At 67.8% G+C, this 13,192-nt stretch carries 11 protein-coding genes; 6 read left to right on the top strand and 5 right to left on the bottom strand.

Features of this window, described 5'->3' with window-relative positions:
- Positions 1-136: 136 nt before the first annotated feature.
- The 5 genes from ppx to V3B25_RS18900 form a co-directional block, all read right to left on the bottom strand.
- Positions 137-1,663, bottom strand: coding sequence for an exopolyphosphatase (ppx, locus tag V3B25_RS18920; RefSeq protein WP_010483920.1), 1,527 nt, complete (start codon positions 1,661-1,663; stop codon positions 137-139).
- 434 nt (positions 1,664-2,097) lie between these two features.
- Positions 2,098-4,185 (bottom strand): polyphosphate kinase 1, encoded by a 2,088-nt coding sequence (gene ppk1 / locus V3B25_RS18915; protein WP_153856557.1) that lies wholly within the window; start codon positions 4,183-4,185, stop codon positions 2,098-2,100.
- A 4-nt stretch (positions 4,186-4,189) separates the two neighbouring features.
- A complete protein-coding gene (phoR, locus tag V3B25_RS18910; RefSeq protein WP_032129078.1) occupies positions 4,190-5,521 on the bottom strand; it encodes a phosphate regulon sensor histidine kinase PhoR in 1,332 nt (443 codons plus the stop codon).
- A 106-nt stretch (positions 5,522-5,627) separates the two neighbouring features.
- Entirely contained in the window at positions 5,628-6,317 is a 690-nt protein-coding gene (phoB, locus tag V3B25_RS18905; protein ID WP_005408258.1) for a phosphate regulon transcriptional regulator PhoB, read from the bottom strand.
- A gap of 116 nt (positions 6,318-6,433) precedes the next feature.
- The gene (locus V3B25_RS18900) at positions 6,434-8,134 is read right to left on the bottom strand and encodes a M48 family metalloprotease (RefSeq protein ID WP_329811327.1); all 1,701 of its coding nucleotides are present in this window, start codon (positions 8,132-8,134) and stop codon (positions 6,434-6,436) included.
- 88 nt (positions 8,135-8,222) lie between these two features.
- On the opposite strand from V3B25_RS18900, the gene grxC reads away from it, so the two are divergent.
- The 6 genes from grxC (at position 8,223) to V3B25_RS18870 (ending at position 13,060) form a co-directional block, all read left to right on the top strand.
- Entirely contained in the window at positions 8,223-8,513 is a 291-nt protein-coding gene (grxC, locus tag V3B25_RS18895; protein WP_049400919.1) for a glutaredoxin 3, read from the top strand.
- On the top strand, positions 8,510-8,902 hold the full coding sequence (locus V3B25_RS18890) for a carboxymuconolactone decarboxylase family protein (protein WP_004146041.1): 393 nt from the start codon (positions 8,510-8,512) through the stop codon (positions 8,900-8,902). Before grxC ends, V3B25_RS18890 begins: the two co-directional genes overlap by 4 nt.
- Positions 8,903-9,329: 427 nt before the next feature.
- On the top strand, positions 9,330-10,334 hold the full coding sequence (locus tag V3B25_RS18885) for an isocitrate dehydrogenase (RefSeq protein ID WP_329811324.1): 1,005 nt from the start codon (positions 9,330-9,332) through the stop codon (positions 10,332-10,334).
- Positions 10,335-10,579: 245 nt separating this feature from the next.
- Positions 10,580-11,323 carry a cysteine hydrolase gene (locus V3B25_RS18880; protein WP_329811322.1) on the top strand — a complete coding sequence of 248 codons (744 nt, stop codon included), beginning with the start codon at positions 10,580-10,582 and terminating at the stop codon, positions 11,321-11,323.
- A gap of 53 nt (positions 11,324-11,376) precedes the next feature.
- Positions 11,377-12,285: a LysR family transcriptional regulator gene (locus V3B25_RS18875; protein WP_100437398.1), complete on the top strand. Its 909-nt coding sequence runs from the start codon at positions 11,377-11,379 to the stop codon at positions 12,283-12,285.
- Between the two features lie 25 nt (positions 12,286-12,310).
- Entirely contained in the window at positions 12,311-13,060 is a 750-nt protein-coding gene (locus V3B25_RS18870; protein WP_032129085.1) for a sulfite exporter TauE/SafE family protein, read from the top strand.
- The last annotated feature ends 132 nt before the right edge of the window (positions 13,061-13,192 follow it).

The raw sequence follows: 13,192 nt of genomic DNA, 5'->3' as shown, positions 1-13,192 counted from the left end.
CAAAAGCAGTCGCTTAGCTGTAACGCTGAATGCGCTCCCCCGACTTGATCTGCTGCGTCGCAGCAGGTCAACCGGGGGCGCATGCGCGAACCGTAACGGTGTGTGACCTTCTTTCCCTCGCGGGAAAGCGTGAGCCTCAGGCTACGAAGGGCCGGAACTGGATGCCCAGCCCGGCGATGCCGTCGGTCTCGCCGATCAGATCGGCGCGCAGCAGTGGCCGGGCATCAATGAAGGCCTGCGGCACGATCAACGACAGGCGGTTGTCGTCGGCGGTCAGTTCCAACGCCGGCAGTGGATCGTCCTCATGGGCACGATTGAGCAGCACCGCCAGGCGCAGCAGGGCGGCCAGCCGGCGAGCGGTCAGCAGCAGGCGCTCGGGCAGGGCGTCGAAGGCGGTCTTGGTCACGCTGCGGCGATGGCTGCGCACCAGCGCGGCCAGCATCTGCTGTTCCTGCCGCGAGAAGCCGGCGATATCCGAGTGTTCCAGCACGTAACTGCCATGCACGTGGTAGCCGCTGTGCGCGATCATCAGGCCCAGCTCGTGCAGGCGCGCGGCCCAGCCGAGCATGCGCGCGTCGTCGGCATCGAGCCGCCAGCGTTCCTGCACCTGTTCCAGCAGTGACAGCGCGGTGTCCTGCACACGGTCGGCCTGCACGGTATCGATGCCGTAGCGCTGGCTGAGCGCGGACACCGATTCATCGCGCAGATCGTTCTCGCCAGCGCGGCCGACGATGTCGTAGAGGATGCCTTCGCGCATCGCGGCCTTGCTGACCAGCAGCTTCTGCAGGCCCAGCGCCTGGAAGGCGGCCTCCAGCACCAGGATGCCGCCGGCAATGATCGGGCGGCGGTCGCTGGACAGTCCCGGCAACTGGATGTCGTCGATCTTCTTGGCCTTCAGCAGTTCGTCGCGCAGTTGCGGCAGGGCCTCGGCGGTAATCGCGCCCTTGCTCAGCTTCATCGTCGCGCAGATCTCGCTGATCGCCTTGTGCGTGCCCGAAGAACCCAGCGCTTCCTGCCAGCCCAGCGCGCGGTACTTGCTGGCGAAGGGCTGGAACTCGCGACCGATCTCGGCCAGCGCGTCCTTCCAGCGCTTCTTGCTCAGCTTGCCGCCGGGGAAGAAACGCCGGGTGCTGGCAATGCAGCCGGCCTGCAGGCTTTCGCGCTCCAGGGTCTGCATGCCCATGCCGATGATGAACTCGGTGGAGCCGCCGCCGATGTCGATGACCAGCCGGCGCTGGCCGGGCTTGGGCGGTTGTGCATGGGCCACGCCCAGGTAGATCAGGCGCGCTTCTTCGCGGCCGCTGACCACTTCGATGGCGTGCCCGAGCGCGGTTTCGGCGGGAACCAGGAACGACTGCGGTGAACGCAGCTGGCGCACGGTGTTGGTGGCCAGTGCGCGCACCCGGTGCGGCGGTACATTGCGGATGCGCTGGCCGAAGCGGGCCAGGCATTCCAGCGCGCGCTGCCGGGCAGCGGAGGAGAGTCCCCCTTTGCCATCCAGGCCGTCGGCCATGCGCACCGTCTCGCGCAGGCGGTCGATTACCCGCAGCTGGCCGAGCGTGTAGCGCGCGATGACCATGTGGAAACTATTGGAGCCAAGGTCGATGGCGGCCAGCAGGTCGCCATCCTGCAATGCGGGCGGAGTCGTGGTGGTGTGCGGCATGGACGAATGTTAGCCGAAGGGGCGGTGTGCTCGTCACCGCGCGACCTTCACATTTTGGAAGAGGGGAGTGCGGCTGGGCTGCGCCCTGCACCCGCAGAGGCCAGAGCAACGGCAACAGCGGGCTATCCGCGGGATGGCGGGGTGGGTCCGGTTGAGGGGGACGCTGCAAGTACGTCCATGTAAGCTCGGTCGCGCCTGCTCGTGTGCGCTGTCCTGCGCACACGGCAAGACCGGGGCTGGGCATCCTGCCCAACCCGCCCGAGGCATGCCTCGGGCCCATGCCGCTCACGCCCCCTCAACCGGACCCACCCCGCCTTCGACAGATTTCTGCGATCTGATGGTGGGTGCCGACCGTTGGTCGGCACTGATCCTATCCAGCCCCAAATCGGTGCCTACCGCTCCTGGTAGGTGTCGACCTTGGTCGACACACCGGGTTACAGACCCTGCATCAGTGCCATCTGCGCAGAATGCGGTGCCTCGTCGTGGGCGGGCGCACGCTTGTGGTAGATGCCGTCGGCATCCAGTTCCCAGGCATTGAGGTTGTCGTCCAGGTAGTTCTGCAGGACCTCGCGGTAGACCCGCTTGGCCAGCTCCGGATCGAGGATCGGGAAGCAGGTCTCGACCCGGCGCAGCAGGTTGCGTTCCAACCAGTCGGCGCTGGCGCAGTACATCTCCGGTGCGCCGTCGTTGCCGAACCAGTAGACGCGGCTGTGCTCCAGGAAACGGCCGACGATCGAGCGTACCCGGATGTTGTCCGACACGCCCGGCACGCCCGGACGCAGGGTGCAGGCACCGCGGATGATCAGGTCGATCTGCACGCCGGCCTGCGAGGCGGCGTACAGCGCGCGCACCACCTGCGGTTCGTTCAGGGCGTTCATCTTGGCGATGATCCGCGCCGGGCGGCCGGCGGCGGCGATGCGCGTCTCGCGCTCGATGCGGCCGAGGATGCCGGTGTGCAGGGTGAAGGGCGACTGCAGCAGGCGCTTGAGCTTCATCTTCGAGGCCAGCCCGGACAGCTGCTGGAACAACAGGTGCACATCGTTGCCGATGTCCGCATCGGCGGTGATCAGGCTGATGTCGGTGTACGCGCGGGCGGTACCGCTGTGATAGTTGCCGGTACCCAGGTGCACGTAACGGCGCAGCTTGCGGCCCTCGCGACGCACGATCAGCAGCATCTTGGCGTGGGTCTTGTAGCCGACCACGCCATACACCACCTGCACGCCGGCTTCCTGCAGGCGATCGGCCAGGCCGAGGTTGGCCTCTTCGTCGAAACGGGCGCGCAGCTCGACCACCACGGTCACGTCCTTGCCGTTGCGTGCGGCCTGGATCAGTGCGTCGACGATCAGCGAATCCTTGCCGGTGCGGTACAGGGTCTGCTTGATCGCCAGCACGTTCGGATCGATCGCCGCCTGCCGGATCAGGTCCAGCACGGCGGTGAAGGCATCGAACGGGTGGTGCAGCAGCAGGTCCTGGCGCGCCGTGGTCTCGAAGATGCCGTCGCTGTCGCGCAGGGTGCGCGGGGTCATCGGCGGGTACTTCAGGTCCGGCTGTGCGATCAGGTCGTACAGCTGGATGATGCGGTTGAGGTTGACCGGGCCGTCGATGCGGTACACCGCGTTCTCGGTCAGGCCGAAGTTCTGCAGCAGGGTGCGCACGATGTCGCGCGGCATGTCCTGCGCGATTTCCAGGCGCACTGCCGGCCGGTAGCCGCGGTCGACCAGTTCGTCGCGGAGTGCCAGCGCCAGGTTCTCCACTTCCTCCTCGTCCACCACCAGCTCGGAGTTGCGGGTAACGCGGAACTGGTAGGCACCCTGGACTTCCATGCCCGGGAACAGTTCATCGACGAACGTGGACAGCACCGAGGACAGGAACACGAAGTTCTGCGGACCGCCGAGTTTCTCCGGCAGCTGGATGATGCGCGGCAGCGAGCGCGGCGCACGCACGATGGCCAGGTGGCCGGCGCGGCCGAACGCGTCGGTGCCCTTCAGCACCACCACGATGTTCAGCGACTTGTTGAGGATCTTCGGGAACGGATGCACCGGGTCCAGGCCCAGCGGCGACAGCACCGGCATGATCTCGTTGCGGAAGTACGCACGCAGCCAGCGCTTCTGGCGATCGGTCCAGGAATGGCGGCCGAGCACGCCGATGCCGGCCTCCATCAGCGCCGGGCGCAGCGTCTCGTTCCAGCAGCGGTACTGCTGGTCCACCAGTTCCGCGGCGCGGTCATGGATGGCGTTGAGGATGGCCTGCGGGCTCATCCCGTCCGGCGCCGGCGGCAGGCCGAATTCCTGCGCGTGGCGTACGGCGGCGGCGCGGATCTCGAAGAACTCGTCGAGGTTGGTGCAGGAGATGCACATGAAGCGCAGGCGCTCCAGCAGCGGCACCTGCGGGTCCATCGCCTGCGCCAGCACGCGGAAGTTGAAATCCAGCTGCGACAGCTCGCGGTTGATGTACAGCGCCGGGTCGCGCAACGGATCGTTGTCCGGGCTCACGGGGAGGGGGAGGGATCCGAGGCTGCTCATGGCGTCATTCTTCGATGGAGGTCAGGGGGGCGGACTCGCGCGGGCGCACGTGGTCGGCATCGAAATGGCAGGAGAACACCGAGCCCTTGCCGACTTCGCTTTCAATCTCCAGCCGTGCGTGGTGCAGGCCGAGGATGTGTTTGACGATGGACAGGCCCAGGCCGGTACCGCCGCTTTCGCGGGAGCGGCTGCTGGAGACACGGTAGAAACGTTCGGTCAGGCGCGGCAGGTGGGAGGCCGGGATGCCATAGCCGGAATCGCGCACCGCCAGCACGGCACCGTCGCCTTCGCGGCGGAACTCCACGGCGATGCGGCCACCGGCCGGCGTATAGCGCACCGCATTGGTGACCAGGTTGGAGAAGGCGCTGTGCAGTTCCTTGGTCGAGCCCTGCAGGTCAACGCCGGCCAGGTCGTCGATGCTGATCTGGTGGCGGCCCTGGCTGTGCGCTTCGGCTTCGCGGCGCAGGGTCGCCAGCATCGGCTGCATGGCCACGGTCTCTTCCTCGCTGTGTTCCTGCGATTCGAGGCGCGACAGGGTCAGCAGGTCTTCCACCAGCTGGGCCATGCGCTGGCTCTGCTTGCGCATTTCTTCCAGCATCGGTCCGGTTCCCGGGAAATCCTCCGGGTCCATCATGTCCAGGTAGCCGTGCACCACGGTGAGCGGCGTGCGCAGTTCGTGTGAAACGTTGGCCACGAAATCGCGGCGCACCTGTTCCAGGCGCAGCAGCTTGCTGACGTCGCGGGCGATCAGCAGCCAGTAATCCGACGAATAGGGAATCAGGCGCAGGTTCAGGCGGATCGCCGGATCGACCGGCGAAGGCACGTCGAGGATCGGTTCGGCGTTGCGACCGCCGGCCAGCCAGTGCGCCAGCGGCATCGGCTGCAGGCGTTCGACCAGGGCTTCGCCGAGGTCGCCGGGGTGATGCAGGCCGAGCAGGGCGGTGGCCGCTTCGTTGAACCACTGCACGCGCTGGCTGTTGCGGTCCAGCACCACCACCGCATCGGGAAGTGCGGCGGCCGCAGCGCGATAGCTGCGCAGCATGTCCAGCAGGCGGCGCTTGCGCACGCGCATTTCCACCTGGTTGCGGTACAGCAGGCGGTCCAGCTCGTTCCAGACGCCGGTGCCTTCTTCGGCGGTATCCCAGCGCTGGCGCGCGGTCAGGCGCCGCAGCACGCTGCGCAGGCGCCAGTAATGCCAGGCCAGCGTGGCCAGCGCGCCCAACGCGATGCACAACCACAGATGGCCCGTGAACCACCCCACCAGTCCGGCGAACAGCAGTACCGCGGCAACGGTGGCCAGGGTCTTCAACCAGGCAGAGCGGATGTGGCGGGGCATTGCGATCTCGTCGTTGAGGTGCGGCGGTTCACTGGGGTGAACCGAGGGTTATAGCAGAGTTGCCGGCGCCGGCACCCGCAGGTGCGTGGCGCCGGCACGACGAGACTCAGGTAGCAGTGGAGAAGCGGTAGCCGGCGCCGCGCACGGTCTGCACCATGTTTTCGGCGTTGAACGGTTCCAGCGTCTTGCGCAGGCGGCGGATGTGCACGTCGATGGTGCGCTCCTCCACGTACACGCTGCCGCCCCACACATGGTCCAGCAGCTGGGCGCGGGTATAGACGCGCTCCGGGTGGGTCATGAAGAAGTGCAGCAGGCGGTATTCGGTCGGGCCGATCGGCACCGGCTGGTCGTTGGCGAACACGCGATGGGCGGCGCCGTCGATTCGGATCGGGCCGACCGCCACGCTGCCGTCCTCGTCGTCCTCGCGGGCGCGGCGCATCACCGCACGGATGCGGGCCAGCAGTTCGCGCGCCGAGAACGGTTTGACCACATAGTCGTCGACGCCGGCTTCAAGGCCACCCACGCGGTCGTTTTCTTCGCCGCGGGCGGTCAGCATGATGATCGGCACTTCGCGGGTCAGGGTTTCCTTGCGCCAGCGCCGGGCCAGGTCCAGGCCGCTGGTGCCGGGCAGCATCCAGTCCAGCAGGATCAGGTCGGGGACGCGGTCGGCGATGGCGGTCTGGGCCTCACGGGCGTCGCCGGCGTGGACCGGTTCGTAATCGCCCTTGCGCAGGGCGAAGGCGACCATTTCACGGATCGCGGGCTCGTCATCGACGATCAGGATGCGTTTCTGCACGAGGACACCGTAGGGCTCGGTTACTGGAGTGGTGCCAGTAGACTACGGTTTGATGACATGTTTGTGACTACCTGGCCGGAACCGGCCGGGATTGCCATCGGCCGGTCATGCAGCGCTCAGCGGCGGTCCAGGTCCGGGTCCTGCACGCCCTGCCGGCGCAGCTCCAGCACGGTGGGGGTGATCGCCTCGATGCGCGCATCCACCCGTGCCCGGCCTACGTAGTCCAGCGCCGGATTGCGCTTGAGCGCCTGCAGCTGCATCAGCGACTGTTCCGGCCGGCCGCTGAGGAAGGCCGCCTCGGCGTAGGCCTCGCTGGCACGCACGCTGTCGCCGGCCAACTCGCTGGCGCGGGCGTACCGCTGCTGGAAGACCGGATCGTTACCGCTTTGCGACAGCAGGGGCCGCAGCATGGCCTGCGCGCGCTGGCCCGCCTCGCGGCTGCCCTGTTCGTTCAGGATCTCGGCATAGGTCAGCGCCACCGGACGGCTGTTGGGGTGCTGGCGCAGCAGCTGCTCGAAGCGGCTGTTGGCCTGGGCGGTCTGGCCTGCACGCGATTCGGCCTCGCCCAGCCCCAGAGCCAGCCACAGGTTGTCCGGGCGGGTCTGCAGCAGGCCTGCCAAGGTCTGCCGGGCCTGGGTGGCGCCGGCGCGACCGCTGCGCATCACCGCCAGCGCCTGGCCATAGCGCTGGGCATCGTTGAGGCCGTCCTTCTGACGCTTGGCCAGATCGGCATACTCGCGTTCCAGCTCGGGGGTGGAATCCGCGCTGAGCACGCGCAGGCGCTCGCGCGCCCAGTCGAAGTCGCCACTGGCGCCGCGGCTGAGCTGGCCCATCGGGATGCGCAGCACGCTGCTGGGCAGCAGCGGGTTGGTTCCGCGCAACAGAGGTTCGGCCAGGCTGGGATCGGCCGGGTCCACGCGCTCCCTGCGCTCGCCGCTGGGGGTGCTGGTGGTCAGCAGCACCGTGTCCTTCTTCATCTGGTCGGCGCGGGCCTTCGCCTCGCTGATGCGGGTGATGTTGACCGGATGGGTGCGCAGGAACTCGGGCACGCTGTAGCCACCCTCGTTGCCGCGCATCGCCGATGCCATCCGCTCGAAGAAGCCGGCCATGGCGTCCACGTCGTAACCGCTGCGCGACAGGGTGCGGATGCCGAGGCGATCGGCCTCGGATTCGTTGGAGCGGGTGTAGTTGATCTGGCGCTGCTGCATCAGGCCCATGCCCGAGCTGATCGCGGCCATCGTCGCGTTGCCGGACGACGTGCTGTTGCTGGCCTGTGCGGCCACCACCGCCGCCAGCATGCCGAGCAGGATCGGGATCTGGTCGCGCTGGGCACGCTCGACCCCGCGCAGCACGTGCTGCTGGGTGACGTGCGCGATTTCGTGCGACAGCACCGCCGCGACCTCGTCCTCGCGCTCGGCGGTCAGCACCAGGCCGGCATTGACCCCGATGTAGCCGCCCAGCGTGGCGAAGGCGTTGATCTGGCGGTCCTTCATCACGAAGAACGTGTAGGGCTGGCGAGGCTGGTCGCTGTTGGAGCCGAGCCGGGTACCCATGGTCTGCAGCCAGTCGTTGACCAGCGGGTCATCCAGCAGGTAGCCGTAGTTGCGCAGCTCGCGCAGCATCATCGCGCCGTACTCGGCCTGGCGGGCCGGGGTCAGCAGCTCGCCGGCCGAGGAGCCGATGTCGGGCAGCTTCTCCTGGGCCTGGGCGAGCGGCATGGCCAGGGCCAGGGTGACGGTGGTAGTCAGCAGCAGGGCTCGCAAGCAGTGGGTCCTCGGGCAGGGCGCGCCAAGCGTGGCAGGGTGGGGGGCAACCATTCGTTAATCCACAGTGTTGCGGCCGTGGCGTGGAAATTCCAGCGCACCGGTACCATATGTAGACCGTCGATCCATCGTGGAGTTTCCCGTGACAGCCCAGACCGCCGGCGGTGCCCCCGCCATCACCATCTATTCCACCGCCGTCTGCCCGTACTGCGTGGCCGCCAAGAACTTCCTGAAGAGCAAGGGACAGCAGTGGACCGAGGTCCGCATCGACCTGGACCCGGTCGAGCGCGAGAAGATGATGGCACTGACCCGCCGTACCAGCGTGCCGCAGATCTTCGTCGGCGACGTCCACGTGGGCGGCTACGACGACATGATGGCCCTGCACCGTGAAGGCAAGCTCGAGCCGCTGCTGGCCGGGCAGGGCCAGGCATGAGCGCGGCCGACGACGGCAGCAAGGATCGCATCGCCGAGTTCACCGACTTCCGCAAGCGCATGAACGAGCGGATCCTGGGCGAGCCGAACCAGGTGGTGCGCCGCTTCTTCGCGCTGGACACGCAGACCTACCAGGCCGGCGCGCTGGACGTGAAGACCAAGGAACTGCTGGGCCTGGTGGCCTCGATGGTGCTGCGCTGCGACGACTGCATCAGCTACCACGTCGCCCAGTGCAAGGACGCCGGGGTGACCCGAGAAGAGTTCTTCGAGACCTTCTCGGTCGGCCTGGTGGTGGGCGGTTCCATCGTGATCCCGCACCTGCGCCGCGCGGTCGACTTCCTCGACCAGCTCGAAGGCGGCGCCGCCGCCCCGGAAGCGCACGCGCACTGAACCTGACGGGCGCCGGGAACCGGGGTCTGCGGCCCTCCCGGTAGTGGGGGGGGGGGGGGGGGGGGGGGGGGCGGGCGCCCCGGGGGGGGGGGGCGGGGGGGGGCGGGGGGGGCCGGCCGCTGGCCGGCATTCCGTGAACCCCACATGGCCGAGGTTGCCGGCCAGCGGCCGGCACTACCGGACGTGCGGGGCGCCTTCCCCGTGATCCCACAGCCCAGGAGCCCCCTTGTTGTTCAAGGGGGCGCGCCGACAGGCGCGGGGATAAGGTGGGATGCGCGGGCAATTCTGCCTGAGCCGGGCACTGGGACCATGGTCTATTTGGGACCTCGGCCCCGGCTCAGGCATAATTGCCGGTGAAACTTCCTTTGCGCCGGCGTTTCCGGGCACGTCCGGACGGCGTTTTTCCCCCTGTTCGGAACATCGATCAATGACGCAGAAAATTACGGTCATCCGCGGCGACGGCATTGGCCCGGAAATCATGGACGCCACCCTGTTCGTGCTCGACCAGCTCAAGACTGGCCTGGAGTACGAAGACGCCGACGCCGGCCTGGTGGCCCTGGAAAAGCACGGCGACCTGATGCCGGCGGTGACCCTGGAATCGATCGCGCGCAACAAGGTCGCGCTGAAGAGCCCGCTGACCACCCCGGTCGGTGGTGGCTTCACCTCGATCAACGTCAGCCTGCGCCGTCACTTCGACCTGTACGCCAATGTGCGTCCGGCCCACACCTTCCCGAACACCAAGTCGCGTTTCGACAACGTCGACCTGATCACCGTGCGTGAGAACACCGAAGGCGCCTACCTGGCCGAAGGCCAGGAAGTGTCGGCCGACGGCGAGACCGCCTTCTCCGGCACCCGCATCACCCGCAAGGGCTCCGAGCGCATCGTGCGCTACGCCTTCGAGCTGGCCAAGAGCACCGGCCGCAAGAAGGTCACCGCCGTACACAAGGCCAACATCATCAAGTCGACCTCGGGCCTGTTCCTGAATGTCGCCCGTGAAGTGGCTGCGCAGTACCCGGACATCGAATTCCAGGAAATGATCGTCGACAACTGCTGCATGCAGCTGGTGATGCGTCCGGAACAGTTCGATGTGATCGTCACCACCAACCTGTTCGGCGACATCATCTCCGACCTGTGCGCCGGCCTCGTCGGCGGCCTGGGCCTGGCCCCGGGTGCCAACATCGGCAAGGGCGCGGCGATCTTCGAAGCCGTGCACGGCACCGCGCCGGACATCGCTGGCCAGGGCAAGGCCAATCCGTGCGCGCTGCTGCTGGCAGCGGCGCAGATGCTGGACCATGTCGGCCAGCCGGAAAATGCCGAGCGCCTGCGCAAGGCCATCGTGGCGACCATGGAAGCCAAGGATTCGCTGACCGGCGACCTGGGCGGCACCGGCACCACCATGAGCTTTGCCCAGGCCATCGCCAGCCGCCTGTAAGCGGCCGGCGTTCCTTGACGGAACCGCAGCGGGGCGCCTTCGGGCGCCTCGTTGCGTTGTGGGTCGGCTCGGTAGATCCACGCCATGCGTGGATGGCGGGGCTTTGGTCCGCAGCCACCCATGGGGCGGCTCTACAGGGGATTGTCTGTGCGAAATTCGCACAGATCATGTGCTTTTACATGGCTGGTTCGTGCGCCGTCCGCTCCGCATCATGTGCCCACTTTTCACCGCACAGGAGCTTGAACATGAACCTCACCGCCTTTGGTCTGGCCAGCCTGATCGGCATGGCCACCGTTACCCCCGTCACCGCTGCCGAACCGCCCCATCCCACCATCCGCCACATGGCTGGCGCACCCGTTGTGGCTTCGCTGGATGCGGCGAAGACCGCCGTGCTGGTGATCGACTTCCAGAACGAATACTTCGACGGCAGCGCTGCGCCGGGCTTCGCCGGTGGCCGCATGGTCATCCCCGATGGCGTGGCCGCACTGCGGCAGGCGAAGCGGGTGGTCGAGTTCGCCGATGCCCACGGCATCCGCGTGATCCATGTACAGCACGTGTTGCCGGTGGGTGCGCCGCTGTTCGCGCAGGGCAGCGTCAATGCCGCCTTCCATCGCGACCTGCAGCCGCGCAAGGGCGAGACCGTAGTGCAGAAGGACAACGTCAGCGTGTTCGCCGGTGACTCCGCCGCAGTGCTCGACCAGGTGCTGAAGGATGCCGGCATCGACACCCTGATCGTCACCGGCCTGCAGACCCATGCCTGCGTGGCCGGTGCCGCCCGCGATGCCGCAGCGGCACCGCGTGGCTACCGTGTCATCGTGTCGTCCGATGCAACTGCCAGCCGTGATCTGGATCTTGCCGGAGGCCAGCGCATCGGTCATCGCGCGCTGCATGACGCCTCGCTGGCGCAGATTGAGGACACCTTCGGCGATGTCATGGCGACTGACGCGATCCTGGCACTGCCGGTGCGCAAGGCCGGCGACGGCGCTTGATAAGCTGACGGGGCCCGCACGCCGCGGGCCCCGCCACCTGGAGCCGCCCGCCGATGGACCATTTCGCCGCCCTGCGTGCGCTGCGCGCCATCGTCGATGCAGGCAGTTTCACCGCCGCCGCCGAACGACTGGGTACCACCCATTCGGCGATGTCACGGCAACTGCGGCAGCTGGAAGAACATCTGCAGGTTCGACTGCTCGATCGCAACAGCCGCCGGCTGTCACTGACCGAAGCCGGTCGCGACTACTACCGCGAGGCGGCAGCGCTGCTGGATCGCCTGCAGGAGGCGGATGACCGCGCACGCGCAGGGCAGGCACAGCCCAGCGGCACCGTGCGGATCAGCGTGCCGCAGGTGGTCGCCAGCCAGGAGCTGCCGCATTGGTTGCCGTCGTTCCTGCAGCGCTATCCACAGGTCACGCTGGATCTTTCCGCCGACGACCAGCTGGTTGATGTGGTCGGGGGTGGCTTCGATCTGGCCCTGCGCATCGCGCCTTCCTTGCCGGACAGCCAGCTGGTCGCCCGCGAGCTGGCCAGCTGCCCACGTATCCTGGTCGCCGCACCGGCCTATCTGGCGCGGCACGGTCTGCCCCGGCAGGCTTCGGACCTCGCACAGCACACGCTGCTGGGTTTCAGTCCCACAGCGGCGATGTCGCCCTGGCAGCTGCAGGGACCACGCGGTGCCGCCGCGAGCATCGAGGCGGGGCAGCGCCTGCGGGTGGATGCGACGCCAGCGTTGTATGCCGCTGCGCTGGCTGGCATGGGCATCAGCCTCTTCACTGCGCTGACCGTGCAGGAGGACCTGCGTGCCGGCCGCCTGATCCGTGTGCTGCCCGCCTGGCACGCCGGACAGCGGCGCTACTTCGCGCTGTATCCGCACGCGCGGGCGCTGGCGCCGAAGGTGCGTGCGCTGGTCGAGCACCTTGCGGCGCACTACGCTGCACAGGTGGGCGCGGCGGGGTAGTCGCGCGGCAGCAACCGAGGTGGTGATGGAGTCGGTGTATCTGCTGGTCGCGCTGGGCGCGATCGTCGCCGGATTCGTGCAGGGCCTGTCCGGCTTCGCCTTCGGCATGGTGGCGATGTCGTTCTGGGCGTGGGGACTGGAGCCGCGGCTGGCGGCGACGCTTTCGGTGTTTGGTGCGCTGGTCGGGCAGCTGGTCGCAGTGTTCACCGTGCGCCGCGGTTTCAACCTGCGCCTGCTGCTGCCGTTCGTGCTGGGTGGGCTGGCCGGCATTCCGCTGGGCGTGACGGTGCTGCCACGGTTGGACATGGACTGGTTCAAGGCGCTGCTGGGTGGCTTCCTGGCGCTGTGGTGCCCGGTGATGCTGATGGCGCGCTCGTTGCCTCCGGTCCGCGTCGGCGGCCGTATCGGTGATGCGATTGCTGGCATGGCCGGTGGCGTGCTCAGTGGCATCGGCGGCTTTGCCGGGCCGGTGCCGACGTTGTGGAGCACCCTGCGAGGCTTCGGCAAGGACGAGCAGCGCGCGGTCATCCAGAACTTCAACCTGGCGATGCTGGCGGTGACCATGGCCACCTATGTCGGCAGCGGCCTGGTGAGCCGGCAGATGTTGCCGTACTTCGCCATCGTGGCACCGGCCATGCTGGTGCCGACCCTGCTGGGCGCGCGGGTCTACATCGGCATCAGCGAGGCACGCTTCCGGCAGGTCGTGCTGGGCCTGCTGACCGCGTCAGGCATAGCGTTGCTGGCGTCGTCGCTGCCGGTACTGCTGGCGCGCTGAGGGAATGACTCGTCCTGCCATAGGTTGACACCGATGGGTGGATGGTCCGGCCGCCGTCAGGCGGCCAAAGACGCCCGATGCATCGCATCGGGCGTCTGCATTTTAAGGGACAGGTGGGGGCGCTCAGCGTTG

This window comes from Stenotrophomonas sp. SMYL8, assembly GCF_036320065.1.
Classification (GTDB): domain Bacteria; phylum Pseudomonadota; class Gammaproteobacteria; order Xanthomonadales; family Xanthomonadaceae; genus Stenotrophomonas; species Stenotrophomonas maltophilia_A.
Note: the sequence above shows the minus strand (reverse complement) of the source record. Positions and strands in the feature narration are given on the sequence as shown.

What these genes read in the sequence shown, in the direction of transcription:
- V3B25_RS18880 (WP_329811322.1), top strand. Translation starts at nt 10,580, where the DNA reads ATGAACCTCACCGCCTTTGGTCTGGCCAGCCTGATCGGCATGGCCACC.
- phoR (WP_032129078.1), bottom strand. Translation starts at nt 5,521, where the DNA reads ATGCCCCGCCACATCCGCTCTGCCTGGTTGAAGACCCTGGCCACCGTT.
- V3B25_RS18875 (WP_100437398.1), top strand. Translation starts at nt 11,377, where the DNA reads ATGGACCATTTCGCCGCCCTGCGTGCGCTGCGCGCCATCGTCGATGCA.
- V3B25_RS18870 (WP_032129085.1), top strand. Translation starts at nt 12,311, where the DNA reads ATGGAGTCGGTGTATCTGCTGGTCGCGCTGGGCGCGATCGTCGCCGGA.
- V3B25_RS18885 (WP_329811324.1), top strand. Translation starts at nt 9,330, where the DNA reads ATGACGCAGAAAATTACGGTCATCCGCGGCGACGGCATTGGCCCGGAA.
- ppx (WP_010483920.1), bottom strand. Translation starts at nt 1,663, where the DNA reads ATGCCGCACACCACCACGACTCCGCCCGCATTGCAGGATGGCGACCTG.
- V3B25_RS18900 (WP_329811327.1), bottom strand. Translation starts at nt 8,134, where the DNA reads ATGGTTGCCCCCCACCCTGCCACGCTTGGCGCGCCCTGCCCGAGGACC.
- V3B25_RS18890 (WP_004146041.1), top strand. Translation starts at nt 8,510, where the DNA reads ATGAGCGCGGCCGACGACGGCAGCAAGGATCGCATCGCCGAGTTCACC.
- ppk1 (WP_153856557.1), bottom strand. Translation starts at nt 4,185, where the DNA reads ATGAGCAGCCTCGGATCCCTCCCCCTCCCCGTGAGCCCGGACAACGAT.